This window comes from Polyangiaceae bacterium (assembly GCA_020633235.1).
Taxonomy (GTDB): domain Bacteria; phylum Myxococcota_A; class Polyangia; order Polyangiales; family Polyangiaceae; genus JACKEA01.
On the sequence record JACKEA010000001.1, the window covers coordinates 216,180 to 242,068 of the forward strand.

Sequence of the window (25,889 nt, forward strand, 5' to 3'; positions counted from 1 at the left end):
CACGGGGTCGCCGCGAAATACTCCGACCGAATACCCGGGGCCGATAACGCCGGTTCACACCCTCGCGACGCGGCGATCAGCTCTTGCCCGTGGCCTTGAGCACCTTCTCCACGAGAGTCTTGTCCAGCGTGCCCTGGCTCAGCTGCTTCACCGCCGGGAGCAGCACCTTCCGCCACGCCTTCACGTCGTCCTGGCTCAGGTCGACGATCTTCATCTTCTTGGTGAGCCGCTTGTACGCGGCCTCGTCCAGCCGCCGAATCCGGTTCTTGGTGGCCTTGTTCAGCCGCTCTTGCATGTCATCCAGGACCTTGCGTAGGTCTGCCGGCAGCGCTTCCAGCGCCTTGGTGCGGATCACGCTGCCCCCAATGGCGCACACACTGGAACGGCTTGCCACGTGATCGAGGTACGGTGTCCACTGCAGCTGCTCTGCAGCGAGGGCCGGCGCACTGACGACGTTGATCTTGTGCGCGCGCAAAGCCGGCAGCACCTCCATGGGAGACACCGGAACGGACACCACACCACCGATCTTCGTGTACACCGTCGGCCCCATCGGTTCGTTGCGCCAAACCGCCGGGCTCTTTCCGCGCAGATCGCTCGGCCGCCGCACGGCGAATCCTTTGCTCATCTGTCGCACCAGGCCTACGTCTCCCCAGCCGGTCAGGGTGAAGCCCTGCGCTTTGAACCGCTTCTCGAGCTCCGAGCCCACCGCCTTGCGCGCCTTGCCCAGCGCGTCCCAATCGTCCACCACGCCCGGGAGCTGAAGCACCAACACGTCCCGTTCGATGCGCGAGAGACCCACGGACGTGAGCGCCGCGCCGTCGATCTGGCCGGTCTTCATCTTGCCGACCATGGAGTCTTCGTCGCCTTGCACGGCGTTGTAGTAGACCTCCACCGAGAGGCGTCCCTTGGTCTTCTGGTCCACCGCCTTCTGCCAGGTACGGAACACCTTGCCCCAGGCGGAGTTCTTCGGAGCCAAGGTGGCAATGCGGAGCGAGTGCTCGGGCTTCGCGCTGACGAAGGGGCACGCGAGCACGACGACGAGGCTTGACAGCAGGGCGAGGATCCAGCGCATACGCGGGATTTTGACCGCGTTTCCAGCTTGGGTCGAGGGTTTGTTGGTCCGCCGCGGAAACCTCGCGTCAGGTCGCTTCCGCGGTCGTCGGGATCGCGACGGGCGCCTTGCGGAGGCCCTTCTTGGCAGGTTCCACGAAACGCAGGGTGACGTCGAAGCGACCGCCACCGAGCTCCCGCTGCAGCACGTCCACCAGAGCGAAGAGCTCGTTCTGACGTTCCACCCGCGTGGGAGTCGCGACGAAGGTGAGCGTCACGCGGCGGTGGGGGGCCGCTCGGAATGCCGCCGCAGCGACGATCGATCGGCAGAGAAAGCGCTCGTCGTCTGACGTGGCGCACGTCAAATACATGACATCCAAGCTGCCGCCGGCCTCACTGGCCGAAGCAATGCCTTGTACGGCGCGTGCCGCGAACTCGGAGGGGGTCTCGTTGCTTCGCTCGCAAATCTCGGGCCCGCTCGCTGGTGCAGCGTTGGCGCCGTGTTCGACGATGGCAAGGGTGTGTCGCATTCTCGCGGAGCCTTTCGCTTCGAGTTCGTGCGCGGGCGGAGCAAGAAGCGGGCCTGCTCGATCTCCCCGGAATTCACACGGAGTCTGTGCCAGATTGTCTCCCTCTGGGTCGCTTTGCCCCCACGCCTGACACGTCGGCGTAACACCGGCGGCCGCGGCAATTCGTCCCACTTCGGCTCTGTGGAGGCGTGCACCGCCTATGCTGTTCGCGACCATGAGCAGTGAGCCGCCGCGTGGACGAAGACTGGCGTCCCTGAGCCTTGCTGCTCTGGGGGTGGTGTTCGGCGATATCGGAACCAGCCCCCTCTATGCCTTCCGCGAGTGCTTTCGAGAGGAGCACGGTCTGCCCCTGACGGCCGCCAACATTCACGGCGTGCTGTCTCTGATCTTCTGGTCGCTGACGATCGTCATCTCCGTCAAGTACTTGAGCTACGTCCTGCGCGCGGACAACCACGGAGAGGGCGGGATCTTGGCGCTGATGGCCCTCGCCAGTCGTGTCACCAAGGGAAAGCTCGCAGGGAGCGTGGTGGTGGCCCTCGGTCTGTTCGGTGCGGCATTGCTCTATGGGGACGGCATGATCACGCCGGCCATCAGCGTGCTCAGCGCCGTGGAGGGCTTGCACATCGCGGCTCCAGCGCTGAGCAGTCACGTCTTGTTGATCACCATCGCGATCCTGATCGGGCTCTTCATGCTCCAGCGGCGAGGCACCGCAGGCATCGGTGCGCTGTTCGGACCCGTGACGCTGATCTGGTTCTTCGTCATCGGCGCCCTGGGTTTGGCGGCGATTCTCGACAATCCCAGCGTGCTGCTCGCCCTCGACCCTCGAGCCGGGATTGCGCTGCTCACCAGCGGCAAGCTGGCCGGGTTCTTGGTGTTGGGCTCGGTGTTCCTGGTCGTGACGGGCGGCGAGGCGCTGTATGCCGACATGGGCCACTTCGGACCGCGACCCATCCGCCTCACGTGGTTCGTGCTGGTGCTGCCGGCGTTACTCCTGAACTATTTCGGCCAAGGGGCGTTGCTGCTCGCGAATCCGGGGGCGATCAAGAATCCCTTTTATCGCTTGGCGCCCGACTGGGCGCTGTATCCGCTCGTGGGTCTCGCGACGCTGGCGACCATCATCGCATCCCAGGCGGTCATCTCCGGCGCGTTCTCTCTCACTCGACAGGCCACGATGCTCGGCTTCTGGCCGCGAGTGGAGATCCAACACAAGTCCGAGGAGCAGATCGGGCAGATCTACGTTCCGGGCATCAACTGGCTGTTGATGGTGGTGACGGTGGCGCTGGTGTTGGCCTTCGGGTCGTCGTCCAGTCTGGCGTCTGCTTATGGCATTGCCGTGACCACGACGATGGTGATCACGACGGCCCTCGCCTTCGTGGTGGCCCGCCGTCGATGGAGTTGGCCGCTCTGGGCGGCGGGTGGCCTCTCGCTCCTGTTCCTGGTGCTCGATCTCGGATTCTTTGCCGCCAATCTGGTCAAGGTCGAGAACGGCGGCTGGTTTCCTCTCGCGGTGGCGGGTCTCGGCTTCTTGCTCATGTCCACCTGGAAGAAGGGCCGAGCCTTGCTGGGAGAGCGCGTGCGCGAGGAGCTCGTTCCCCTCGACGAGCTGTTCGAGCGCATTTCCGAGTCCGACGTGGCACGGGTGGAGGGAACGGCGGTGTACATGACGAGCAATTTGGAGGTCGCCCCGGCGGCTCTCACCCGGGTGCTCGAGCACAACCACGCTCTCCACGAGAAAGTGATCTTGCTCACCGTGACATTGGAGGACGAGGCGCGCGTCACGGAAGATCGGCGGATCGAAGTGAAAGAGCTGCGCGAGGGGTTCACTCGTGTCGTGGCGCACTACGGCTTCATGGAGAACCCCGACATCCCGAAGCTCCTCGAGCGAGAGGACACACCCACTCCCGAGCTGGAAGAAACGTCCTTCGTGCTCGGCTATGAAACGCTCTTGCCCACGGGTCATCGGGGCATGCAGCGGTGGCGTCAGCGTGTCTTCGCTGCCATGTCACGCAACTCGCAGCCCGCGACGGCGTTCTTCAACATACCGGCAAAGCGTGTTCTGGAAGTCGGCTCTCAGATCGAGTTGTGAAGTGCCGGGTGCTCGAAGTAGTGCTCGAAGGCGATCGGAGCCAAGCAGGACTCGGGCACTTGGAGCGCTTCGACCAGGGCGATGGCGTGCGGCCGGAGCTCCCGACACAGCGTGAGCACCAACTTGCGAATGGCCCGCGCCTTCCGCGGCTCCACGTAGCCGTTCTCCGAGAAGAACGCCATGTCTTCACGTACGCGCGTGAGACAGTACAGCTGCGCTAGTCGCTCCAATTGGGCGCGCTCTGCCGGAGCCGTGGCGCGCTCCACCGCAGCGGTGACTTCACGCACCACGAAGCGTTCCCCGTACGCACGGGCCAGGGCCAGAAGGTGATCCTGCACTTCGTTGAAGGCGTCGAAGGCTGTCATGCCGTCATCGATGCGGCGCTTGATGCGGCGGGCCGCAGCCACGGTGAGTGCTTCCTCACGGTAGCCGAAGGCATCCGCAAAGAACTGAGGGTCGGTGAGATGCTCGCGATCCGTTCGTCGTGCGGCGATGGGGTTCTTGTGGTGAAGGGTCGCCCGAGCGCGGTGGGCGAGGAGCTCCAGCGTCGTGCGAACGGCGTCGTCGGACAGTTGCTGGCGGAACCGCGTGAGAAGGCTGCGCGCGACGAGCTGGAGCAGAACAGTATTGTCGCCCTCGAAGGTCACGAACACGTCGACGTCCGTGCGGAGCTTCGCGATGCGATTGGCGGCGAGATAGCCCATGCCGCCGCAACATTCACGGCAGCTCTGGATGGTGTCCACTGCGTTGCGCGTCGCGAGCGCCTTGAACGTGGCGGCCAACGCCTCGAGCTCGCGGTCCTCACGTCCGTCCACGACCCTTCGCGTCAGCGCCTGGGCCGCGAAGCCGATCGCGATGGAGGCTGCAAGACGAGGGAACAAGCGAAGCTGATGTTCCGGATAGTCCAAGATGCGCACTTCCGGAGCACTGCCGGAGCCGAACTGACGCCGCAGGGCACCGTAACGAATCGCCGTCGCGAGACCCGTCTTGGCCGCCATGTTGGCGCACGCTCCAACGCCAATGCGCCCGCCCACCAGGGTGGAGAGCATCGCGAAGAACCGCTTGTTGGGGCTCGCGATGTCGCTCTGGTAGTTGCCGTGCTGGTCCACGCGGCCGAAGCGCCCGAGAAGCTGGTCGCGTGGCACGACGACGTCGTCGAACCAGAGGCGACCGTTGTCGACGCCGTTGAGGCCCATCTTGGGACCCGCGTCCTCGGTGCGGACACCAGTGACGGGGGTGCCATCGTCATGGCGGATGCGGACCAAGAGGGCGTGTACGCCGTGGCGTCGGCGGTCCACCTCGAGCTGGCAGAATACCGTCATGAAGCGGCCGTCTTCGCCGGCGTTTCCGATCCATTCCTTGCGCGCAGACTCCTTTGGCGTGCGCAGGACGAACGCGTTCTGGTCGGGGTGGTACCGCGCGACGGTTTCGATGTCGCGGACATTGGAACCATGACCGAGCTCCGTCATGGCGAATCCGCCCAGCATTCGGCCCCGGGCGATGTCTGGCAAGAACCGAGCGTGCTGCTCGTCCGTTCCCAGGCCGCGCACGCTGCCGCCGAAAAGTCCGAACTGAACGCCGAACTTCACCGCGAGGTCCAGGTCGAACATGCCCAACCCCTCCAGGCTCGCGATCAACGCGCGCTGATCGCCCCTGCTGTCCGGAGCGGTGGGCAGGCCTACCGAGCCAATGCCCTCCTCCGACAGCGTCCGCAGCCACCCGCGCACGACCCTCCGCTGCTCCCCGAGTGACAGCCCGAACCGCGGCACGAGCTCTCGACCGCGAATCACGGAGCGAATCCGGTTGAAGTGCTCGCGGTGCTCTCCTTCAATGAGCTCAGCGAGTCGCCGGCTCGAGAACTTCGCGTCGGGCTCGTCGAAGGTGTCGGAGAGCGGCCACGGCGGCGGGCTGAGCAGCGCGCGAACGGCGTCTTCGGACACCACGCCCAGGGCCTTTTCGACCTGCAGCAGCGCTCGTTCCACCTCGGGCGCCTCGAGACCATCGATGTCGTCCTTCTCGTGCTCCAGGCGAGCCAACTCGAGGCCCAGGTTGGCGAGCGTGTGCCGTTTCGATTGGGACAGGTCCGCCGAGTGCCGCCGGATGACGTCCAAGAGCTTGTCGAGCTCCGTGGGGCTCGGCGGAGCCTTTGGATCCAGCCATGCAGACACGCTCTGGCGCGCGTCGTCGGCAATCCAATCAAAGCCTTCCATGGCCTTTCGCACGGAAGCGATCTCGTCGTCCGTGAGTAGACCGTCGGACCAGGCGATGTAGAGCAGTGGAACCGTGGCGCAGGCGCGCGGATCACGCTCCAGGGACTGGGCGGTGGGGATGCGACGGGGCATGCCCGAGAGAAGGCATGTCGCGTGCCCGCGCCGAGAACACGAAAGAGTGCCTTCGCGTGCCTCAATAGTGTCGCAGTGAGGCATCGGGCCGCGGCGGTTCCGCGGCGAGCCAACAAAGAGGCAGTGCCCGTTGCGGGCCCTGGCTCACGATGGGTCGCCGTGCCTACCCCGTGGAGGTGCTCGGGCCCGCGTCCGGCACCACCAAGCTCGACGTTGCCATCGGTGGCGCCGCACGTCCGTGGGCCGTCGGCGTGACGACGGCGTTTCGAGAGCCCTCAGCAGTGAGCGAGCGGCGGTAGGTACAGCGGGCCGGCCGTGTAGGGGCCGCGCACCATGAGGTGCTCGTCCGCATCGCCGGGGTGGGTGGCGATCACCTGGGTGTCGAAGCGGTCCGGGCAGAACGATAGCAGCACTCGCCGGAAGTCGAAGGGCACACGGGCGAGCAGCTCTTCGATGGGCGGCAGCTCGCGCGCCACCACGTCGAGCACCGTCAGGGTGTCGCCGGTGAGGCTCAACGCCACCACTGTGTCGAGGTCGTCCGCCGCATACAAGCGGGAAAACCCCGACGACGCCAGCACCTCGTCGATCACGAACAGCCACCCGGGCTCCACCACGCCGAGTCGATGGGAGACCGGCATGCGATGGCGCAAGAGCCGCCACAGGAGCTCCCGGTCGGCGTCGCTGTGAATGCTGAGCTGCCGCAGGGTGGTTTCGGACCTTGCGACCGGTGCCACCTCGAAGCGGGTCATGGGCAGATCCCGAAAGCCGCTGGGCGTGAATACGCGAGGGGACGCCGTGGTCAGCTGCGCCGTGGCGAGGCCGCGCTCCTCGACGTGCGCGAGCGCGCGGCCGAGCAAGCGCGTGATGTGTCCCTTCTTGCGATGCTCAGGGTGCGTGCCCACGGCGTGCACGCCCGCCACGGTGGTCGGCGTGCCGTCGAGCACGAGGGGGATCTCGATCACGCCCACGTGGGCGACGGCCGTGGAGCCCTCCATCTCCACGAAGGGCGCGGAGACGGCGTGCCAGTCCGCGCCGGCTCGAGCCGCGAGGGCGATACGCGGCGTCAGGTGCTTCCACACCGTGTCGAACAGCGTGTGCACGCTCCGTCGAAATGCCGGATCCTCGTACATGGCCTCGTCTTGATGTTGGTCCGCCGCGGTCACGGCGCGATCCGTTTCCGCGGCGGACCGACATGGAAACGATCCAGATGGGCAACGGGTGTCTCCAGCTCCGGCGGGATGGCGAACAGCGTGAGGTCCCTGGCGCGGCCGTGCTCGGAGCCGATTTCGGCGGCGAGGTGCGTGTGGGCGGCGCCGGTGACGACCAGCCAACGGGCGTTTTCGAGGGTGAGACGCTCCCGGAGGGATTGGCTGCTGGCGAAGGGGTCGGCTTCCTTTTCCTTGCGTGGGTCGCGATCCGAGAGCGGTCGCGCGATGGCCGGCCCGCCGGCGCCGGCGATCACCGCGTAGAAGGCGAAGTCCGGCGTGTCGATGACGAGGGGATTGGCGCGGCTCGCGCCCAGGGTGCGCGCCTGCGCGCCAATGGCGAGCTGGGCGCTGCGATCGATGAACGAGTCTCGCCGGGCGAACCACGGGCGGATCATGGTCGTCGCTCCCACGAAGGCGAAGGTGCCGGCGGCGACGATGACCGCGTGGGTGCCCGCCTTGGACTTGCGAAGCACGCGCGGAGCGAGATCTCCGAACAGCACGGCCGCAGCGAACCAAATGGCGAGCAGCGTGCGCTCGGCGTGGTGCGTGGCGGAGCTGTCACGCACGTCGCCCGCGATCAGGAACGCGAGCAATGCCAGGAGACCGAGGCCAACGCGACGATAGCGCGCTGCCCAGCCGCGTATGCCGAGATAGTCCGCTGCCACCACGGCGACGACGGTGATGGCGATGAGCTCTGGCTCAGCGCGCACGATGGCGGCGGGGGCGCGCACCAGGTCGAGCAAGAGCGGATCTCCGCCGGCGCCGATGGCGCGCTGGTAGTCGGCCACGCGCTTGACGAAGAACAGCGCACTGCCGCGGCTGGTGGCGCCGTACAGCATCCAGCCAAGGGGCGCTGCGACGGCGAGGAGCGCGGGCAGGAGCTTTCGTGGATCGCGCGCGCGGACGGCGTCGAGCACGAGCAGGAGCGCGAACACCGCGGCGACGGGCCACGCCTCGTAGCGGGAAGCACAGGCTACGGCCAACGCCGCGGCGCCGAGCCAGCGGCGAGGGGCGCCGTCGCTGGACACCCCGGCGAGACCCAGCAGCATGAGCGCCGCGGTGAGGGACTCCGGCACCGTGGCGACCCCGAGCCACGCTGCGTACGGGAACACGCTGGCGACCATCGCGGCCAAGAGCGCGCCTCGGCGCGACACGCCCAGCCAGTGGGCGGCGGTCCACACCAAGAGCGACGCCACGATGCCCGAGAGCACTGCCACTGCGCGTGCCGTCTGCACGCTGTCGCCAAACAGCGCCATGGCGCTGCCGGTGAGCCAGAACGGGAACGGCAACCAGCTGGTGCCGCTCGGATCCAACTTCGGAGCCTGGGCGAAGCCCTGGGCGATCACGATGCGCGCGTAGTCGTCGTCGGAAAGCGCGCGGAAGCCGGCGGCCAACACCAGCGCCGATGTCAGCGCCTTGAAACCGACTACGAGCAGGGCATCTTCTGTGCGCGCGGACTCCGAGCTCACGGCCGCGCACCATAGCCCGAAATCACGGGTATGCCGTTAGCTCAGTGACAACCAGCGCCGATGCGGATGTTCTTCGGCGCCGGGGAGCCGCAGGACGCGGGGCACAGTATCACCCGGTGCGGCAGGATACCGGGGCTCGGATTGCGGTCGAAGTAGTAGCCCAGACCGTCGCACGCGAAGGAATCCCATACTCGCGGCAGCGTCTTGCCTGCGACGCTGATGGTCAAAGACAGCGGGTCGATGCCGCCGCTCTCGGGCCACGGGATGGCGTACTCGCAGGTGGCGGCGCTGTCGCGGATCTGGTCGAAGGCGTCCAGGAGCTCACTCGAGACATTGCCTCCGGTGTTGACCACGAAAGCGTGATTCGTGCCGCCGCTCTCGGCGATTTGGCCCAAGGCGAGCTCTGCCATTTCCTGTTCGGATGGGGCGAACACGCCGATCACGAAGGTCTGCACGCCGTTCTTCACGCCTTCCGTGGCGGCGTGTACCACGGCGGGGATGCCTTCCAGGCCTTCCTCGGTGGAGGGAGTGATGGCGGGATCGCAGGCGGTGGGCAGGCCGTCCGTGGCCAACAGCACGATGGCCTTCTCGTCGGCGTGCGAGTCCTGCCAAGCGCCCGCGGCGGCGAGCGCGCCGGTGAGAGCGGGCAGCGTGGGGGTGCCGCCATCGGCTTTCTTCTCGTCGAGAGCGAGCAGGAGCTTGCCCTTTGCGCCCGGCAGCGTCGCGACGTCCACCACCTGCTTCGCGTACTCGCTGGAGATGCACGACGGCTGATTGAGACACACGCCGCCCTTCAGGCATTTCACCCCGGAGTCGCAGTACGCCTCGGGTGCCTGGATCAGGCAGCCCTTGGTCGTGTCGTTGGCGCACAGCCCGACGGGCTCGCAGCTGCCGCCCTGGCAGTCCGCGTTGCTCGAGCAGGGCTTGCCTCCGGGCAAGCAGATTCCGGTGCTGATGGGAAAGCACGCTTCGGCCTCGCCGCAGTCTGCGTTGTCGATGCAGTTGTCCGGTACGTCCTCCTTCAGGATTGGAAAGAAGGACTCCGCCACGCCCAGACCGGCGGAGGCCGGATCACCATAGAACGCCGCCAGCGCCTCGCGCATCGCCGCCGCCTTGGTGGTTCCATTGGCGGTGCCGAAGGCCATCGAGCCGGAGCTGTCGAGCATCACGAACACCACCAGGCGCGGGCGGTGCGCTTGGCTGTCGAGCTCGGTGCAGGTCAGGCCGGCGTCCCGTTCCACCTTCAGGCCCGTCTTGGAACCGCAGGCCACGATCCCGAACAGTCCCGCCGCAATCAGTCTCCGCACCATTCCCTCCCGGCGCCCTAGAGTAGCTCGCTCGCGCGGGGCTGGCCACGGCGCGGGCTCCGTGGAACGCTCCCCGCATGCGAACGCTCTGGCTCTGGCTCGCGTGCGCGCTGCTCGCGGGGTGCGGCTCCGAGGACGCCGCGAAACCTACCGGTACGGGAGGCGCAGGCGGAGCTGCGGGTGCTGCCGGTGCGGGCCCGGTGCTGGATCCGTCGCTCTTCGACTGCACCCTGAGCGGCATCCCGGAGCGCACGTCGAAGATCCCGATCACCTGCGCTACGGACAACGCCTGCACCGAGAAGCTGGTGAGCGGTCATCGTGGCGCCGGCGGGCCCATCGGTGTGATCGCTCCCGAGGACACCGTCAGCGCCGTGAAGGCGGCCATCGTGTTGGGCGTGGACTACGTGGAAACGGATCCGCGTCCCACGCTGGACGAGAAGCTCGTCAACCTGCACGACACCACGGTGGACCGCACCACGGACGGCAGCGGGGAGGCTTCGCAGATGACACTGGCGGAGATCCAAGCGCTGCACGTGGACGCCGAGAAGTTCCCCGGGGATTTCTCCTGCGAGCACGTCCCCACGCTGGAGGAAATCCTCACCGCGGCTCGCGGCAAGGTGCACGTGCTGGTGGACGCCAACAAGACGGACCGCGTGGATCTCCTGGTGCAAGCGATTCAGACGACGGACACGCTGGAGTGGGCCATCTTCGACACCGACAGCGTGTCCAAGATCCAAGAAGCCCTCGCCCTCGAGCCCAAGCTGCTCACCATGATCCGCATCGGAGACCCGGCAGAGCTCGACAGCGAGCTACAGACCTTTGCCGCCCATCCGCCGGTGCTGGTGGAGCTGCACGACGGCGCGGATCCGAAGACGCTCGCCGGGCCGGTTCACGCTGCAGGCCATCGCGTGCTCATCGACGCCTTCGGGACCGACATCGCCGCGGGCTTGGGGGACGATCCCAGCTTGTACGCCCAGTCCTACGACAACGGTGTGGACGTGGTGCAGTCGGATCGGCCGGACCTGGTGCTGCGCTACTTGAACCGCTGACGCTGTAGTAGGCGGGTCAGTTGCCGCAATACCCTTGCGGCACGCACACGTGGCTGCCACTCGCCCGATGTAGGGCAACAATTTGCGCGCCTGGGTGATCATTCGGGGGACATGGTCGACCATGTCTCCTGAATGATCACTCTCGCGAGCATTTTTCGAGGGTGGTTTTGTTGGCGCGCCGCGGAACCTCGCAGCGCGGACGTCGGTGAGCGGCGCGGAAGCTCGCAGCGCGGACGTCGGTGAGCGCCGCGGAAGCTCGCGATGCGGGCGTCAGTGGGCGGCGCGGGCGCGCGGCGTCAGTTGGAGCCGGCGGGAGCGGCGGGGGCTTCCGGCGCGGGCGCGGGCGCTGCGGGAGCCTTCGGCGCAGGAGCCTTCGGCGCTTCCGCGGCCTTGTCGTCGGCGCCCTTGTCGTCCGTCTTGCCCTCGGCGGGGGCGGGCTCGGCGGGGGCGGGCTCGGCGGGCGCCGGCTCGTCCGTGGCGGGCGCTGCGGGAGCGGCGGGCTCCGCCGGCTTTTCGCTCTTGCCCCCGACCTCCACCGTTTCCGGCTCGTCCTTCTTGGCGGCCGCCTCGGCGCGCTTCTGTAGGGACTCGTCCGTGGAGGTGGAGAGGTACGCCAGGGTGATGCTCGTGACGAAGAAGATGCTGGCGGTCACCCAGGTGATCTTGGTGAGGATGTTGCCAGCGCCGCGGCCGCCGAACACTTGCTGCGCAGCGACTCCCGAGAACGCCCCCAGGCCTCCGCTGCGACCGGGCTGCAGCAGGACCACGATCATGAGGAAGATGCACGCCAGGATGTGCACGACGGTGATGGGGGTTTTGAGGAGATCTGCCATGTTCAAACTCTCGACGGCGCCGCTTCGACGATCTTCGTGAAGCTGCCCGAATCCAGGGAAGCGCCGCCCACGAGGGCACCGTCCACGTCACGGCAGCCCAAAAGGCCCGCCGCGTTGTCCGGCTTGACGCTGCCGCCATACAGGATCCGGGTCTGCTCGGCGAGATCTTTCGAGATTTTCCCGAGCAAATCCCGCACTGCAGCGTGCACCTCCTGGGCCTGCTCGGGCCCCGCCACCTTGCCGGTGCCGATGGCCCAAACCGGCTCGTAGGCGAGAACACTGAAGCCCGGACGCTGGGCGAGGAGCTCGCTGACGGCGTCCACTTGGCGGAAAACCACGTCCAAGGTCTTGCCGGCATCCCGCTCCGTGAGCGTCTCTCCGATGCAGACGATGGGCTTGAGGTTGGCGGCCAAGGCGGCCTCCACCTTCTCGGCGACGAAGGCGTCCGTCTCCCCGAACACGTGGCGCCGCTCGCTGTGGCCGATGATCACCCACTTGCAGCCGGATTCCACCAGCATGCCGGTGCTGATCTCGCCCGTGAAGGCGCCTTCTTTCTTGGGGTGCACGTTCTGAGCGGCCACCTCGACGCGGCTGCCCTCGACCTCGTGAGCGACGGCGGCTAGGGCGGTGAAGGGTGGCGCTACCACTACGTCCACCGCCGCCATGTCCCCGCACGTTTGCACGATGCCGCGAGCGAGCCCGAGGCCCGAGGCGCCGCCGCAGTACATCTTCCAGTTGCCCGCAATGAGCGGCCGCCGCTGCTTCATGGTCACCCTCGGATCAGCCGCAGCGCTTCCACGCCCGGCAGCTTCTTGCCTTCGATGAGCTCCAGGGCGGCACCGCCGCCGGTGGAGATGAAGCTCATCTTCTCTTCCAACCCATCGCCAAACTTGCGTAGCGCAGCGGCGCTGTCTCCGCCGCCCACCACGGTGAACGCCGGTGAGTCCGCCAGCGCCTGGGCCACGCCGCGTGTGCCGCCGGCGAAGGGCGCGTTCTCGAACACACCCATGGGGCCGTTCCAGAACACCGTCTTGGCTTTGAGCACGCGACCGCGGAAGGCCTCTACGGTGGCGGGGCCGACGTCCAGCGCCATCGTGTCTGCGGGGACCTCGCCCACGGACACGGTCTTGCCCTCGCTGGCGTCGAGCCCGGCGGCCACGACCACGTCTTGGGGCAACAGGATGTCGACGCCCTTGTCTCGCGCCTTCTCGAGCAGCGTGCGCCCGTGGGCGAGCCAGTCTGTCTCGACCTTGGACGCCTTCATGTCCGCGCCGCGGGCCGCGAGCAGCGTGTTGGCCATCGCGCCCCCGATGCAGATGGCGTCGCACTTCTCCAGCAAGGACTCGATCACGCCGATCTTGTCCGCCACCTTGGCGCCGCCCAACACGGCGACGAAGGGCTTTTCGGGTGCTTCCACCACCTTACCCAGGGACTCGATCTCCTTGGCGAGGAGATAGCCCATGGCGCGGCTCTGCATCAGCTTGGGCAGCGCATCCACGGATGCGTGGGCCCGGTGCGCGGCGCCGAAGGCGTCGTTCACGTACATGTCCGCCAACGCCGCGAGCTCCTTGGCGAAGGCTTCGTCGTTCGCTTCTTCTTCGTCGTGGTAGCGCAGGTTCTCGAGCAGGCAGACCTGCCCGTCGCGAAGGTCCTGCACCACCTTCTTGGCGGCGTCCCCGACGCAGTCGTCCGGGACGTGGACCTCCCAGCCGCCGAGCTCCGCGAGGCGGGCGCCCACCGGTTCCATGCTGAGCTCCGGCACTGCCTTGCCCTTCGGCCGCCCGAGATGAGACGCGAGGATCACCTTCGCGCCTTTCTCCACGGCGTACTTGATGGTGGGCAGTGCGGCGCGGATGCGTTCGTCGTCCGTGATGGTGCGGGTCTTCTTGTCCAGGGGGACGTTGAAGTCCACGCGGATGAACACGCGCGTTCCTTCGAGCTCGAGATCCTCGATGCTCAGAATTCCGTCGAGCATGGGCATGGTGGGCGCCTTCCTGCTTTGGGGCTCAGCCCTTCTTCGCCACCAGCTTGGCCAGGTCGATCATGCGGCAGGAGAAGCCCCACTCGTTGTCGTACCAGGAGAACACCTTGGCGAAGTGGTCCCCGTGCACCTTGGTGAGAGTCGCGTCGAAGATGCTGGAAGCGGGGTGGCCGATGTAGTCCGTGGAGACCAGCTCCTCTTCCGTGTACGCGAGCACGTCCTTGAGCGGACCGCTCTCTGCCGCGGCCTTCATGGCGGCGTTGATGGCGTCCACGCTCACCGGCTTCGTGGTCTGCAGCGCGAAATCCACGATGGAAACGTCCGTGGTGGGGACGCGCATGGCCATGCCGTCGCACTTGCCCTTGAGCTCCGGGATCACCTCGGCGATGGCCTTGGCGGCGCCGGTGCTGGTGGGCACCATGCTCACCGCCGCCGCGCGGGCACGACGCAGGTCCCCCTTGCGGTGCGGCAGGTCGAGCAGGTTCTGGTCGTTGGTGTAGGAGTGAATGGTGGTCATCAAGCCGCGCTCGATGCCGAACTTGTCGAGCAACACCTTGGCCACCGGCGCCAGGCAGTTGGTGGTGCAGGAGCCGTTGCTGATCACCTGGTGCTTGGCGGCGTCGTACTTGTCGTCGTTCACGCCCATCACCACCGTCAGGTCGTGGTTCTTGGCGGGGGCGCTGATGAGCACCCTCTTGGCACCCGCTTCCACGTGGGCAATCGCCTTGGTCTTGTCGGTGAAGATGCCGGTGCACTCGAGCACGATGTCCACGCCCGCGCTCTTCCAGGGCAGCTCCTTGGGATCCTTGATGGCGGTGACGGCGATGTCCTTGCCGCCCACGCTGAGGCCCTGGTCCGTGTGGCCCACCGCCGCCGCCGTGAAGGTGCGGTGTACGGAGTCGTACTTCAGCAGATGCGCGAGGGTCTTGGTGTCCGTGAGATCGTTGATGTGCACGACCTCGATGTCCGTCTCCTTGCTCTGGGCCAGCGCCCGAACGATGCAGCGGCCAATACGTCCAAATCCGTTGATCGCGATCTTCGTTGCCATCCGAAACTCCTCACCGTGTGGGCCCTGGGCCCTGCCTCCACCCCAAGCTTTCCCGCGACGGGCATTTCCCTGCCTCTGACGAGCGTGCGGGGGTCGGAACGTAGCGACGGCATTGAGCACGGTCAAGGAGGCTGGCGGGAGCTTCCGCGCCGGCACAAACAACAATCTAATCAATGATTTACATTTGTTGTCGGTCCGCCGCGGAAGCGTCACTTTTTGCCCGTCGTTGACGCCCCGGCCCCGGCAGATGACGCATGCCAGGTGAAAGTCTTCTTGATGCGTCACAGCCGCGCGGTCGGCGAAGGACCGAAGCTCGCGGATGAGCAGCGTTTTCTGAGCGGCGAGGGCCGGCGCATCGCGCGGGACGTGGGCAAGAAGCTGCGCGCGGAAGGGGTGGAGCTGGACGCGGCCCTGACGAGCCCGCTGGTGCGGGCGGTGCAGACGGCGGAGCTCTTCGCCCAGGGCATCGGTTACGAGGGCGGTATCGAGGCCTATTTCGGCCTCGCGCCCGGCGTTCCGCCGCGGGTGGTGGCGGAGGAGGTCACGGCCCACGGCGTGGCGGTGCTGGTCGTCGGCCACGAGCCCGGCATCAGCGCCCTCGGCGCGCACCTCGTGGGGCGGCCGTCGTTTCCGCCCTTCCGTCCGGGTCAGGTCACGTTGATCGAAGACGGCGTGGCCCGCTGGTCGCTCTCGCCGGATCGCCTCGAGATCGAGCCCATACTGGTGGCGTGAGACCCATGCGCCGGCGAGGCTTCTTTTCCGACGAGCTCAAGGCGGCGGTGAAGAGCGCCGTGAAGGAAATCGAGCAGCAGACCTCCGCCGAAGTCGTGGTCGCCGTGGCACCCGAGAGCGGATACTACCGCGCGGCGGATCTGTACGCGGGCGCGCTCTGCTCCTTCGCGGCGCTGTGCGTGTTCCTGTACCACCCGCATCCCTTCGACTTCACGTTCCTTCCTTTCGAGCTGCTCGCTGCCTTTGGCGTGGGCATGTTGCTGTCCATGGGCGTGCCGCCGGTGCGGCGCGCGCTGACCACGCGTCGCGTTCGCTACGAGCAGGTACAAGTCGCTGCGCGCGCGGCGTTCGTGGATCACAACGTTCACATGACCCGCGCGCGCACCGGCGTGCTCGTGTTCGTGTCGTGGTTCGAGCGGCGCGTGATCGTGGTGGCGGACGTGGGTGTACCGCTGGACGAGATCGCCGACCGCTGGGAAGCCCTCGCGGAGCGCCTGGACGGCGCCATAAAGAAGGGAAATCCGGAGACGTTCTTGTCCAGCTTGCGCTACTTCGGCGCGGTGCTCGCGGAGGTGCTGCCGCGCTCGCCGGACGACGAAAACGAGCTGCCGGACGACGTGCAGGAGGCATCATGAAGGGGTGGATCGCGGTGCTGGCAGCGTTGTGCGCGCTCGCGTTTTCCGCTTCGGTCGCCGCGCGGCCGGGGGGCGGGCAGTCGTTTCGCGGCTCGAGCAGCGGCAGTAGCTCGGGCTCCAGCTGGGGGTCGAGCAGCTCGGGATCCAGCTGGGGATCGAGCGGCTCGAGCACGTCCGGCGGCTCCAGCTGGTGGAGCTCCAGCTCCAAGAGCGACGACTCTTCGAGCTCCGGCAGCAGTATCTGGGGAAGCAGCGACCCCACGCCCAGCTACGAGCCCACGCCCTACACCCAGACGGAGTCGTACAAGCAGATGCAGCGCGAGCTGGCGGAATCGCACTGCCAGTTGGGTTGCCTGGGGCGCAGCCACGTCGCGCTGGACGGTGGGCTGAGCGACTATGAGCAGTGCGTGAAGGACTGTCACGAGGAGGCGGTGAAGGCCGAGCCTCCGCCGCCTGCGCCCACGGTGCGCCGCGCGCCTCGGAACGAGTCCATGTCGCGGTACTTCTTGCTGCCCGGAGTGCTCTTGGTGCTCGTGGGCGCTGGGGCCGGCGTGCGGCGCGTGCTGGCCAAGCGCGAGATGCAGCGCTGGGCGAGCCTCGCGAACGAGCCCGTGGAGGTGTTCACGACCAGCGCGGGAGAGCTCCAGAGCTTCCAGCGCCGGCAGGGCCCCGCGCGCCAGCGCTACGATAGCGTGCAAGCGGCGCTGGCCGCCCTGCGCGCGACGGACGCGGGGTTCTCGTTCGTTCTGTTCCAGGATTTCCTGTATGCGCTTTACGCACAAGCGCACACGCTGCGCGGCAGGGGAGAGCTGTCGCTGCTGTCGCCCTACCTCACGAAGCCGGCGCGAGATTCCCTCGGCCTCTTGCCTCAAAAGCCGGTGAGCGCCGTGATCGTCGGCGCGCTCGCCATCGAGGAGGTGAGCGTGGATGCCGCCGCCCGCAAGATCGTGGTGCGCGCGAGCTTCGAGGCGAACTACGCCGAGGGCGAAGGCCGGGACGAGCGCGGCGTGTACACCCGGGAAACCTGGGTGCTGTCGCGCCCGGCGGACGTTCCTTCCCGCGGGCTCGACAAGGCGCGGGTGATCGGCTGCCCGAACTGCGGCGGGCCGTTGGAAAAGGCCGTGGGCGCCACCTGCGAGTACTGCGGGGAGGCAGCAGCTCCCGGCAAGCACGACTGGCAGGTGGACGCCATCGGCATCCACGAGCGCGAGTACGGCGGGCCGATGCTCACGGGCACGGTGGAGGAGCGCGGCACGGGTCTGCCGACGGTGGTGGCGCCGGACGCGCCGGCGGCCCTCGGGCGGCTGCAGGCGCGCGATCCGGGGTTCGACTGGGCGGGCTTCGTGGCGCGCGTGGGGCTCGTGTTCCACACCTTCCACGAGACGTGGACGGCGCAGGAGCTCGGACCCGTGCGTCCGTTCCTGAGCGACGCGCTGTTCGAGACGCAGCGCTACTGGGTGACGGCGTACAAGGCGCAGCGCCTGCGGAACGTGACGAAAGAGCCGCAGCTGGTCACGGTGCAGCTGTCCCGTATCGAGAGCGACGCGCTGTTCGACGCCGTCACCGTGCGGATCTTCGCCCAGTGCATCGACTACACGGAGAACGAGAGCGGCCGCGTGGTGGGAGGCAGCACCCAGACGCCGCGACGCTACACGGAGTACTGGACGTTCATCCGCGGCGTGGGCGCGAAGGGCGCGCCGCGGGCGGACCGCGCTTGCCCGAGCTGCGGAGCGCCCATGGACGACATCAACATGGCCGGCGAATGCGGCCACTGCCACGAGAAGATCACCGCCGGACGCTTCGACTGGGTCTTGTCCCGTATCGAGCAGGACGAGACCTACACGCTGTGAAGCACTACATGTGATAGCTGACGGCGTAGCCGGTGCACGCCGTGGCATCGTCCACGCGCATCCATACGTCGGCGGAATCGTCGTCCGTGAGCCCGGGACAGTCGAAGTCGAGCTCCACATTTCCCGGCGCCGTGGCGCAACAGCCCTGCATGCCGTTCGGTCCGGAGGTGATGACGCCGGCCTTGCAGCTCTTGATGGTCGTCTGCGCGCCGCCCGCGCACGCCGCGAACAGGCACAGCCGGAAGCCGGGATCCGTGGTGGCGGCGACGGCGTTCACCAAGCAGGTGAGCTTGTCCTCGCCGAAGTACGTGAAGTAGTCGACGTCGCCGCTGTCCACCACGCCGGTGAAGGTGCCACCGGCGCTGTCGGCGCAGGTGATCTTGCAGCCGGGGCTGCCGCACACGGGCGTGGCGCTGGCGAGATCGTCGTTCGGCTCGGGTCCCGGGTCGTTGCATGCGACGCCACCCGTGCCGCCGGTGCCGGACGTGCCGCCGGTGCCGGACGTGCCGCCGGTGCCGGACGTGCCGCCGGTGCCGGACGTGCCGCCGGTTCCGGAAGTACCGCCGCTTCCGGACGTGCCGCCGGTTCCGGACGTGCCCGCGAAGCCCGCGACGCCGCCGCCGCTGCCGCCGGTTGCGCCGCCGCTGCCGCCGCTGCCGCCCGCGCCGCCACCGTCGCTGCCGCTGCTCGCGCCGGAGCCGCCGGTGGACGTGTAGCCCGGAGCTTCGTCCGCGGCGCTGGCGCAACCGACGACGAGCAGAGCGATGGATACCGTGACGATGGACCCGAGCCCGAGAGCGCGCATGGCTTCAGTGTAGACCAGGTGCCGCCCCGCGCGCCTGCGCCGTTTCCGCGTTGCGGCGACAAACCCCTGAAATCAGGCCACGAAGGAACCGAGGCGGCGAAAGCGCTGGTAGCGATCTTCCCGTAGCTCTTCCGGCGACAGGCCGTCGAGGGAGACGAGCGCCTCGTACAGGGCGCGGTCGAGGCGGCGCGCGGCGTCGTCGTGATCTTGATGCGCGCCCCCCGGGGGCTCGTCCACGATGGCATCCACGCAGCCGAGCTCGAGCAGATCCGGCGCGGTGATCTTGAGGCGCTCCGCCGCTTCCGGTGCCATGCCGCCGTCCTTCCACAGGATGGCGGCGCAACCCTCCGGCGTGATCACGGAGTAGTAGGAGAACTCGAGCACCAACACGCGGTTGGTGACCCCCAGGGCGAGAGCACCGCCAGAGCCACCCTCGCCGATGATGGTGGTGACGGAGGGCACACCGAGGCAGCTCATCACTTCCAGGGACGCGCCGATGGCCTCGCTCTGGCCGCGCTCCTCGGCCTCGATGCCGGGGTAGGCGCCGGGGGTGTCGATGAACGTGATGACCGGCAGCCGAAAGCGATCTGCCATCTGGTACAGGCGGATGGCCTTGCGGTAGCCCTCGGGGTTCGGCATCCCGAAGTTCCGCACCATGTTCTCTTTGGTGGTGCGGCCCTTTTGGTGCCCCACGACCACTACGCTGCGCCCGTGGTAGCGACCGATGCCGCCCACGATGGAGGCATCGTTGGCAAAGCGACGGTCTCCGGCGAGCTCGATCCAGTCGTCGAACAGCCGCGCGACGTAGTCCAAGGTGTACGGCCGGTTCGGGTGGCGCGACAGCTGCACCTTCTGCATGGGCGTCAGCTTGGCGAACACCTCGCGGGCGACGCGGGCGGCCTTGTCCTCCAGGCGCAACAGCTCCGGCGCCAAACGCGCGTCTTCCGCGGCCAGCTCGCGGAGCTCGCGCACGCGAGCGACGAGCTCGACTACGGGGCGTTCGAAAGAGAAGACGTGCGCCATCGCGGGAGGCCGGGAGCTTTGGTCAAACGCGCGCCGTCAGCAAGCCCGACGTGCTGCGTACTGGTAGAACCGGTCAGACGCCACTCGCCGAAGCAGGCACCTGAACGCTGGGCGCCTTGCCCTTGATATTGAAGACGCGGAACGGCTTTTCCTTGCCTTTGAGCTGCGCCGGCGGGAGCTCGTCCCACTCATAGCGGGCGCGCACGCGATCGAGCGTCTGCTCGCTGACCAGGATTTGCCCTGGTTGGGCCACGCCGCACAGGCGCGCACTGGTGTTCGCAGTATCTCCGATCACCGTGTACGAAAGGGCGCGGGAGCTGCCGATGTATCCGGCCACGACCGGCCCGGTGTGCACGCCGATGCCGATGGCGAGAGCCGGCTCGCTGTCTTCCATGCGCTTGCGGTTGAAGCGGCCGAGCACTTCCATCTGCTCGATGGCGCAGCTGACGGCGCGCACGGCGTCGTCCGGATGAGCCACCGGCGCGCCCCACAGCGCCATGATGCCGTCGCCCATGAACTTGTCGAGGGTGCCTTCGTACTTGAACAGCGTTTCCACCATCTGTTCGAAGTACTCGTTGAGCATCTCGACGATGCCTTCCGGGTTCGAGCCCTCGCTCATCCGCGTGAAGCCACGGATGTCGGAGTTGAACACGGTGCACTCGTTCACCAGCTGGCCGCCCTTCTTCACGTCCAGCTCGCCGGAGAGCACGCGGGCGGCGATGTTGGGGGAGAGCAGGCGGCTGAAGCGCTCGCGGTTGACGATCTCTTGCTCGATCTTCTTACCCAGGATGTTGATCTCGATGAACATCGCCGCCTGCGCGGAGATGGCCGTCACGATTTCCATGTCCTTGGGCTGGAACTGCGCCAGGGTCTCGCTATCGAGCCACAGCACGCCGAGAATGTCGTCGTTGTGGAGCAGCGGTGCCACGATGGCCGAGCTGATCCGGTTCAAGATCATGCTCTTGCCCTTGGACGTGGCGAAGTCCATGGCGGCGTCGTGGGTGAGCACGGTGGCGCGCTCCTTGATCACGTGATTCATGATCGTGGAGGACACGCTGATGGGCGTTTCGCTGCCATCCCGCCGCAGGCTGGCGCCCGGACGGAGCTCCCCCGCCGGGTCCCGCAGGAAGATCACGCCGCGGTCCGCTCGCACGAACTTGAAGATGGTGAGCAGGATCTTGTTCAGCAGCGTGCGCAGATCGCGCTCCATCGCGATCTCGCGGCTGAGCTCGTGGCTCAGACGCAAGCGCTCGTAGTCCGCGGCCAGCTGCTGCGAGTTTCCCGCAACCTGGTCGTACGGCAGAAAGCCCTTCTGCGTCGCGGCGATCTGCGTGCCGATGGCTCGCGACTGATCCGTGACGTCCACCTTGGTGGCGTTCAGCGGCGGCAAGCCTTCGGGATCGTCGAGCGTCGGCGTGCGGAGCGGCGCGGGCTCGGCATCTTGCGGCACCAGCGCGCCACCGGCCACGGTGGAGGGCGGCGCGCTCGCCGCGGGGCGCTGCATGCTCTGCGGGGGCGAGCTGGGCATGGCGCCGGGAGCCGGTTGCCACGCGGGCGGGCCCGCGGGCTGCGCTGCCCACACCGGGGGCGCGAGCGGTTGGCCGGAGCCGTCGTCGAAGCGTGCGCGGGTGCTGCCGAGGGCGATGTCGTCACCGTGGCGGAGCCCCTTCTCGCCAGCGACGCGTTCACCATTGATGTACGTGCCGTTCAGGCTGCCCAGATCTCGGAGCACGTACTCGCTGCCGCGCAGCTCGACGATGCAGTGCTCCTTCGACACGATCTTGTCGAGCAGTTGGATCGTGTTGCTCGGGTGGCGCCCGAGCGTATTGAACGGGCGCAACTCGACGACCTGCTGGCCTTCCGGGGTCGCAAGCATTAATCGCGCCATTACGACCCGAAAGGCTACCGTCCGGGGACCGCCGGGACAAGGACGCAGGCAGTGGTGCGCCCCCAAATCGACCTTTTTGCCGACGCCCCGCCATCCTTTTTTTCTGCGCCCGCAGGCCGGCCCGCCCAAAGGCGTGCTTCTGATAGTCTCGACGGCCGTGACACGCCATATCCTCGCCATCGATCAGGGCACCACGGGGTCCACCGCCCTCGTGATGGGTACCGACGGCGCCACCCTGGGACGAGCCAATCACGAGTTCAAGCAGCACTTCCCGAAACCCGGGTGGGTGGAGCACGAGCCCGAGGAGATCTGGACCAGCGTGACCTTGGCGATCCGGGACGCCCTGGCGCAGGCCGGCGTGTCCGGGAAGGACATCGCTGCCATCGGCATCACCAACCAACGAGAGACGGTGGTGCTGTGGGACAAGAAGACCGGCGTGCCGGTGCACCGCGCCATCGTGTGGCAGGACCGGCGTACGGCGGCGCGCTGCGCCGAGCTCAAGAAGGCGGGGCACGAGGCCGCGGTGCGCACGGCGACGGGCCTGGTGATCGATCCCTACTTTTCCGGGACCAAGCTCGCGTGGCTGCTGGACGAGGTGAGCGGCGTGCGCGCCCGTGCGGAGAAGGGCGAGCTCGCCTTCGGCACCATAGACGCTCTGCTCGTGTACAAGCTCACCGGCGGCCAGCGCCACGTGACGGACGTGACCAACGCGTCACGCACGCTGCTCATGGATCTGCGCAGCCGCAAATGGCACGACGGCATGTGCGAGCTGTTGCGCGTTCCCAAGAGCGTGCTGCCGGAGATCGCACCCTCCGCCGGCAAGCTCGGCGAAACGCGCGGCGTGCCCGGTTTGCCCGACGGCATTCCGATCGCGGGCATGGCGGGAGATCAGCATGCCGCGCTGTTCGGACAGGCCTGTTTCCGCGCCGGAGAAGCCAAATGCACCTACGGCACAGGAGCATTCGTGCTGGTGAACACCGGCAGCGAGCCCGTGGAGAGCCGCTTCGGTCTGCTCTCTACGTTGGGTTGGCAGATTGGCGACGACGTGGTGTACGCCCTGGAGGGCAGCTGCTTCATCGCGGGCGCAGCGGTGCAGTGGCTGAGAGACGGCCTGGGGCTCATCACCTCGGCGGCCGAGATCGAAGCGCTGGCCCGCAGCGTGACCTCGAGCGAGGGGGTGACCTTCGTGCCGGCGCTGGCCGGGCTGGGCGCGCCCTATTGGGATCCGGAAGCGCGAGGCCTGATCACGGGAATCACCCGCGGAACCACCAAAGCGCACCTCGCCCGCGCCACCCTGGAGGCCATCGCGCTGCAAGTGAACGACCTGGTGACGGCGATGAGCGACGATCTGGGCAAGCCCGTGACCCGTATGCGGGTTGACGGCGGCGCTGCCGCGAACGATCTATTGATGCAGTTTCAATCCGACGTCTCTGCCGTGACCGTGGAGCGTCCCAGCGAGCTGGAATCCACGGCTCGCGGGGCGGCCATGCTGGCGGGGATTGGCGCCGGGCTGTTCCAAAGCGGCGCCGAAGCAGGCCGAATGATCCAGATCGACAAGACCTTCGAGGTGGGGATGGAAGCCTCGGAGCGCGACAATCGCCTCACGATGTGGCGTGACGCAGTGCGTCGCGCGCGGTCGGATCTGGGCGCCGGGGCCTGACGGCCCGATACTTTGGAAGGGCTTTCACCCCCACGGGGTTACAGAGGAAGAATATGGCCGACAATGAGCAGGGTGGAGGAGGAGTCCGCGAGGTTCCCGTCGATTGGGAAGCGCTCGAGGACGCCTTCGAGAACAACGCCCCCGAGGTGCACAGCTATCTGCATCTCGGCACCGGAGAGGTGCTCCGCGTCGTAGATGGCATTGCGGATCCCGAGATGCACGCACGCATCGCGTCGGACTCCACTTACATGCGCGTGGATCCGGTGAGCTCTCGCGAGCAGTACCGCTGGATGGAGCGTTTCATCCCGATGGTGGACGAGCCCGAGCTTCGGGATCGACTGACCCGCGCCATCGATGGCAAGGGTGCCTTCCGCCGATTCAAGGACGTGCTCATGGCCTTCGGTCCCGAGCGCGAGCGCTGGTTCGCCTTCCGCAGCGAACGTCTGCGGGTGTTCATGGAGGCGTGGCTCTCCGCGCACCAGCTCACGGCCGTTGCGCGTCCGGTGGTGGCGCCGGCTCCTCCCGAGAAGGGCAAGGAGACACCGCCCATCAGCCAAGAGCTGCTCAGCGGTCGCCGCGGGCGCAGCGCCGAGAGCCTGCGCAAGCAACTGAAGGAGCTGGCAGACGGCCTCGGCGTGCGGGATCTGGAGAAGGTGACGGCCTTCGCGGAGTTCGTGAAGGCACGCCGCGCCGCCCGCAGCTACGCCCACCGCCACGACGCGCGCCCGGAAGACGGCGAAGTGCACGAGGACTCGGACCCCGCTGCCAGCAGCGATCCACCGGACTCGGAAGAGCCGTCGCCCTCGTCGCGGCGTCGAACTGCATCCAGGTAATGCGCCGCGCGCTCCTGGCCGCGGTCTTCGCTCTGGGCCTCGCGCCCAGCGCCCACGCCCAAGAAATCCCTCTCGATCGCGTGGTGGTGCGCTTCATTGCGCCGGAAACCGGGGGCATGCGCTCGCCGCGCTTCATCTTCGAGCGCGTGCTGGCCTTCGAGGCGCGGCTGGAAGCGCTGGCGGATCCGGATCGCGCGGCGGGCAGCAACGAGCCCTATCGCGAGCGCCACGTGCGCGCGGCAATGGAGCGCCACATCTCCGAAACGTTGCTGGCGTCCGTGCGCATCGATCCGGAGCCCACGGCCAAGGAGCTCTCGCGCCAGACGGAAGCCGCGCGTCTCATTCTGTATCAGCAGTGCGGCGGCGCCTTGGCGGTGGAGCAAGCGGCCATTGCCGAGGGCATGGACGACAGGGAGATCTTGCGCATCTTGCGCCGCCGCGCTCGGGCCAGCCTGTACCTCGACCGCATGGTGGCGCCGATGCTCGCCCCCAGCCGTGCGGAGCTCCAGAGCTTGCACCGCACCACGCAGACGCCCTTTCGCAATCGTCCCTTCGACGAAATCGAGCCGGCCCTCCGCCGCTGGTACGTGGGCCGTCGCTTGGCGCAAGCGCTGGAGAACTTCTACCAAAACGCCCGCTCGCGCTTGGAAGTAAAGATCGTTCACTGATCGTTTGAATGTCGGTACGCCGCGGAACCACGCGTCCGCGCCTGCGCACTGCCCCACCCTGCGACCGGCCCTGTCGCAGGGAGCGTCGCGCCGATTTTTTCGCACAACTGGAGCCGCTAGCGCCCGACGCGGGCAGTGATGTCTGTCACTGCGTCGAGTTTCCCCCGTGAATCGGCCGCCCAAACCGGAGTATCCTGATGGTTGGGTCGGTGGGAGGCTCAGACCAGAGTGGGGAGGAGGTGCTCCTCGTACTGTTCGTCGATGACGAGGAAGCCGCAGTCCATTCCCTGACGCGGGCCCTCAAGCGCCATCGGATCTGCGTGCGGGGCATGTCGTCTGCTCAGCAGGTGCTCGCTCCGGGCGCAGCGGACGGCTACGACGCCATCCTGTTGGACGTCGGGCTCGGCCCGGATTCCGGCCTGGACGTGTGCAAGAGGCTGAGAGCGCGGGGCTGCACCAAGCCAATCCTCATGCTCAGCGGGGACGACGACGTCGAGCTCAGGATCCGTGCGCTGGGCCCGGAAGTGCAGGCGGATGATTACCTCCTCAAGCCCATGATTCCGGCGGAAATCGCTGCGCGCACTCGCGCCGTACGCCGACGCAGCTCGCGCCCGCCTACCCCGCCCCTGGAGCTCAGCGCGGGTGGGCGTTCGGTGCGAGTGGAAGGCGATTTGATTCCACTGACGCCCTTCGAGGGGCGTCTGCTTTTGTGCCTGGTCGAGGCCAAGGGGGAGATCTTGGGCTTCGAGCAGCTGCAGGCAGTGAACAAGCAGAAGGAAAGGCACGCCTGTGAGCAACTCGTGCATCGGCTGCGGCGCAAGCTCGGCAAAGCGGGCCCCCGGTTGGTGACGATCAACGGGGTCGGCTGTCTGTTTCGAATGTGATGTGAGCG

At 67.5% G+C, this 25,889-nt stretch carries 23 protein-coding genes; 10 read left to right on the plus strand and 13 right to left on the minus strand.

Features of this window, described 5'->3' with window-relative positions:
- Positions 1 to 76: 76 nt before the first annotated feature.
- Both dctP and H6717_01065 read right to left on the minus strand, forming a co-directional pair.
- A complete protein-coding gene (dctP, locus tag H6717_01060) occupies positions 77 to 1,072 on the minus strand; it encodes a TRAP transporter substrate-binding protein DctP (GenBank protein ID MCB9575602.1) in 996 nt (331 codons plus the stop codon).
- Between the two features lie 67 nt (positions 1,073 to 1,139).
- Positions 1,140 to 1,580: a hypothetical protein gene (locus H6717_01065; protein MCB9575603.1), complete on the minus strand. Its 441-nt coding sequence runs from the start codon at positions 1,578 to 1,580 to the stop codon at positions 1,140 to 1,142.
- 214 nt (positions 1,581 to 1,794) lie between these two features.
- Here H6717_01065 and H6717_01070 point away from each other — a divergent pair, with 214 nt between their 5' ends.
- Positions 1,795 to 3,666: a potassium transporter Kup gene (locus H6717_01070; protein ID MCB9575604.1), complete on the plus strand. Its 1,872-nt coding sequence runs from the start codon at positions 1,795 to 1,797 to the stop codon at positions 3,664 to 3,666.
- Here the strand turns inward: H6717_01070 and H6717_01075 are convergent.
- Complete coding sequence (locus H6717_01075) at positions 3,651 to 6,008, minus strand: acyl-CoA dehydrogenase family protein (protein MCB9575605.1); 2,358 nt, start codon at positions 6,006 to 6,008, stop codon at positions 3,651 to 3,653. The genes H6717_01070 and H6717_01075 overlap by 16 nt on opposite strands.
- Positions 6,009 to 6,157: 149 nt before the next feature.
- Between H6717_01075 and H6717_01080 the strand changes: the two genes are divergently transcribed.
- On the plus strand, positions 6,158 to 6,307 hold the full coding sequence (locus H6717_01080) for a hypothetical protein (GenBank protein ID MCB9575606.1): 150 nt from the start codon (positions 6,158 to 6,160) through the stop codon (positions 6,305 to 6,307).
- Here H6717_01080 and H6717_01085 read toward each other — a convergent pair.
- Genes H6717_01085 through H6717_01095 form a run of 3 tightly spaced genes read right to left on the minus strand, consistent with a single transcriptional unit; the run spans position 6,284 to position 9,992 of the window.
- The gene (locus H6717_01085) at positions 6,284 to 7,171 is read right to left on the minus strand and encodes a GNAT family N-acetyltransferase (GenBank protein ID MCB9575607.1); all 888 of its coding nucleotides are present in this window, start codon (positions 7,169 to 7,171) and stop codon (positions 6,284 to 6,286) included. The genes H6717_01080 and H6717_01085 overlap by 24 nt on opposite strands.
- Positions 7,168 to 8,685, minus strand: a complete 1,518-nt coding sequence (locus H6717_01090) for a glycosyltransferase family 39 protein (GenBank protein MCB9575608.1) — start codon at positions 8,683 to 8,685, stop codon at positions 7,168 to 7,170. Before H6717_01090 ends, H6717_01085 begins: the two co-directional genes overlap by 4 nt.
- 41 nt (positions 8,686 to 8,726) lie before the next feature.
- Positions 8,727 to 9,992, minus strand: coding sequence for a hypothetical protein (locus tag H6717_01095; protein ID MCB9575609.1), 1,266 nt, complete (start codon positions 9,990 to 9,992; stop codon positions 8,727 to 8,729).
- Positions 9,993 to 10,069: 77 nt separating this feature from the next.
- Between H6717_01095 and H6717_01100 the strand changes: the two genes are divergently transcribed.
- Positions 10,070 to 11,041, plus strand: a complete 972-nt coding sequence (locus tag H6717_01100) for a glycerophosphodiester phosphodiesterase family protein (protein ID MCB9575610.1) — start codon at positions 10,070 to 10,072, stop codon at positions 11,039 to 11,041.
- Between the two features lie 296 nt (positions 11,042 to 11,337).
- On the opposite strand, the gene secG is transcribed toward H6717_01100, so the two are convergent.
- Genes secG through gap form a run of 4 tightly spaced genes read right to left on the minus strand, consistent with a single transcriptional unit; the run spans position 11,338 to position 14,903 of the window.
- Positions 11,338 to 11,874, minus strand: coding sequence for a preprotein translocase subunit SecG (gene secG / locus H6717_01105; protein ID MCB9575611.1), 537 nt, complete (start codon positions 11,872 to 11,874; stop codon positions 11,338 to 11,340).
- 2 nt (positions 11,875 to 11,876) lie between these two features.
- Positions 11,877 to 12,641 (minus strand): triose-phosphate isomerase, encoded by a 765-nt coding sequence (locus H6717_01110; GenBank protein MCB9575612.1) that lies wholly within the window; start codon positions 12,639 to 12,641, stop codon positions 11,877 to 11,879.
- Positions 12,642 to 12,643: 2 nt separating this feature from the next.
- Positions 12,644 to 13,849, minus strand: a complete 1,206-nt coding sequence (locus H6717_01115; protein MCB9575613.1) for a phosphoglycerate kinase — start codon at positions 13,847 to 13,849, stop codon at positions 12,644 to 12,646.
- Between the two features lie 31 nt (positions 13,850 to 13,880).
- Complete coding sequence (gap, locus tag H6717_01120) at positions 13,881 to 14,903, minus strand: type I glyceraldehyde-3-phosphate dehydrogenase (protein ID MCB9575614.1); 1,023 nt, start codon at positions 14,901 to 14,903, stop codon at positions 13,881 to 13,883.
- 276 nt (positions 14,904 to 15,179) lie between these two features.
- Here gap and H6717_01125 point away from each other — a divergent pair, with 276 nt between their 5' ends.
- Genes H6717_01125 through H6717_01135 form a run of 3 tightly spaced genes read left to right on the plus strand, consistent with a single transcriptional unit; the run spans position 15,180 to position 18,120 of the window.
- Positions 15,180 to 15,635: a histidine phosphatase family protein gene (locus H6717_01125; GenBank protein MCB9575615.1), complete on the plus strand. Its 456-nt coding sequence runs from the start codon at positions 15,180 to 15,182 to the stop codon at positions 15,633 to 15,635.
- Positions 15,632 to 16,270, plus strand: coding sequence for a hypothetical protein (locus H6717_01130; GenBank protein ID MCB9575616.1), 639 nt, complete (start codon positions 15,632 to 15,634; stop codon positions 16,268 to 16,270). The genes H6717_01125 and H6717_01130 overlap by 4 nt, the downstream gene beginning before the upstream one ends.
- Positions 16,267 to 18,120 carry a Tim44 domain-containing protein gene (locus tag H6717_01135; GenBank protein ID MCB9575617.1) on the plus strand — a complete coding sequence of 618 codons (1,854 nt, stop codon included), beginning with the start codon at positions 16,267 to 16,269 and terminating at the stop codon, positions 18,118 to 18,120. The genes H6717_01130 and H6717_01135 overlap by 4 nt, the downstream gene beginning before the upstream one ends.
- 4 nt (positions 18,121 to 18,124) lie before the next feature.
- Here H6717_01135 and H6717_01140 read toward each other — a convergent pair whose 3' ends face one another.
- From H6717_01140 to H6717_01150, 3 genes are all read right to left on the minus strand, one after another.
- The gene (locus H6717_01140; protein ID MCB9575618.1) at positions 18,125 to 18,925 is read right to left on the minus strand and encodes a hypothetical protein; all 801 of its coding nucleotides are present in this window, start codon (positions 18,923 to 18,925) and stop codon (positions 18,125 to 18,127) included.
- A gap of 72 nt (positions 18,926 to 18,997) precedes the next feature.
- Positions 18,998 to 19,948 (minus strand): acetyl-CoA carboxylase carboxyltransferase subunit alpha, encoded by a 951-nt coding sequence (locus H6717_01145; GenBank protein MCB9575619.1) that lies wholly within the window; start codon positions 19,946 to 19,948, stop codon positions 18,998 to 19,000.
- Positions 19,949 to 20,021: 73 nt separating this feature from the next.
- Complete coding sequence (locus tag H6717_01150; protein MCB9575620.1) at positions 20,022 to 21,836, minus strand: FHA domain-containing protein; 1,815 nt, start codon at positions 21,834 to 21,836, stop codon at positions 20,022 to 20,024.
- Between the two features lie 157 nt (positions 21,837 to 21,993).
- On the opposite strand from H6717_01150, the gene glpK reads away from it, so the two are divergent.
- The 4 genes from glpK to H6717_01170 all read left to right on the plus strand — a co-directional run bounded on the left by glpK (position 21,994) and on the right by H6717_01170 (position 25,881).
- Positions 21,994 to 23,496, plus strand: coding sequence for a glycerol kinase GlpK (gene glpK / locus H6717_01155; GenBank protein MCB9575621.1), 1,503 nt, complete (start codon positions 21,994 to 21,996; stop codon positions 23,494 to 23,496).
- Between the two features lie 53 nt (positions 23,497 to 23,549).
- Entirely contained in the window at positions 23,550 to 24,329 is a 780-nt protein-coding gene (locus tag H6717_01160; protein MCB9575622.1) for a hypothetical protein, read from the plus strand.
- Positions 24,329 to 24,997 (plus strand): hypothetical protein, encoded by a 669-nt coding sequence (locus tag H6717_01165; protein ID MCB9575623.1) that lies wholly within the window; start codon positions 24,329 to 24,331, stop codon positions 24,995 to 24,997. Before H6717_01160 ends, H6717_01165 begins: the two co-directional genes overlap by 1 nt.
- Before the next feature lie 209 nt (positions 24,998 to 25,206).
- Positions 25,207 to 25,881, plus strand: coding sequence for a response regulator transcription factor (locus H6717_01170; protein ID MCB9575624.1), 675 nt, complete (start codon positions 25,207 to 25,209; stop codon positions 25,879 to 25,881).
- The last annotated feature ends 8 nt before the right edge of the window (positions 25,882 to 25,889 follow it).

What these genes read in the sequence shown, in the direction of transcription:
- dctP (MCB9575602.1), bottom strand. Translation starts at nt 1,072, where the DNA reads ATGCGCTGGATCCTCGCCCTGCTGTCAAGCCTCGTCGTCGTGCTCGCG.
- H6717_01115 (MCB9575613.1), bottom strand. Translation starts at nt 13,849, where the DNA reads ATGCTCGACGGAATTCTGAGCATCGAGGATCTCGAGCTCGAAGGAACG.
- H6717_01080 (MCB9575606.1), top strand. Translation starts at nt 6,158, where the DNA reads ATGGGTCGCCGTGCCTACCCCGTGGAGGTGCTCGGGCCCGCGTCCGGC.
- H6717_01125 (MCB9575615.1), top strand. Translation starts at nt 15,180, where the DNA reads ATGCGTCACAGCCGCGCGGTCGGCGAAGGACCGAAGCTCGCGGATGAG.
- H6717_01075 (MCB9575605.1), bottom strand. Translation starts at nt 6,008, where the DNA reads ATGCCCCGTCGCATCCCCACCGCCCAGTCCCTGGAGCGTGATCCGCGC.
- H6717_01145 (MCB9575619.1), bottom strand. Translation starts at nt 19,948, where the DNA reads ATGGCGCACGTCTTCTCTTTCGAACGCCCCGTAGTCGAGCTCGTCGCT.
- H6717_01065 (MCB9575603.1), bottom strand. Translation starts at nt 1,580, where the DNA reads ATGCGACACACCCTTGCCATCGTCGAACACGGCGCCAACGCTGCACCA.
- gap (MCB9575614.1), bottom strand. Translation starts at nt 14,903, where the DNA reads ATGGCAACGAAGATCGCGATCAACGGATTTGGACGTATTGGCCGCTGC.
- H6717_01135 (MCB9575617.1), top strand. Translation starts at nt 16,267, where the DNA reads ATGAAGGGGTGGATCGCGGTGCTGGCAGCGTTGTGCGCGCTCGCGTTT.
- H6717_01165 (MCB9575623.1), top strand. Translation starts at nt 24,329, where the DNA reads ATGCGCCGCGCGCTCCTGGCCGCGGTCTTCGCTCTGGGCCTCGCGCCC.
- H6717_01140 (MCB9575618.1), bottom strand. Translation starts at nt 18,925, where the DNA reads ATGCGCGCTCTCGGGCTCGGGTCCATCGTCACGGTATCCATCGCTCTG.
- secG (MCB9575611.1), bottom strand. Translation starts at nt 11,874, where the DNA reads ATGGCAGATCTCCTCAAAACCCCCATCACCGTCGTGCACATCCTGGCG.
- H6717_01160 (MCB9575622.1), top strand. Translation starts at nt 23,550, where the DNA reads ATGGCCGACAATGAGCAGGGTGGAGGAGGAGTCCGCGAGGTTCCCGTC.
- H6717_01150 (MCB9575620.1), bottom strand. Translation starts at nt 21,836, where the DNA reads ATGGCGCGATTAATGCTTGCGACCCCGGAAGGCCAGCAGGTCGTCGAG.
- H6717_01070 (MCB9575604.1), top strand. Translation starts at nt 1,795, where the DNA reads ATGAGCAGTGAGCCGCCGCGTGGACGAAGACTGGCGTCCCTGAGCCTT.
- H6717_01100 (MCB9575610.1), top strand. Translation starts at nt 10,070, where the DNA reads ATGCGAACGCTCTGGCTCTGGCTCGCGTGCGCGCTGCTCGCGGGGTGC.
- H6717_01110 (MCB9575612.1), bottom strand. Translation starts at nt 12,641, where the DNA reads ATGAAGCAGCGGCGGCCGCTCATTGCGGGCAACTGGAAGATGTACTGC.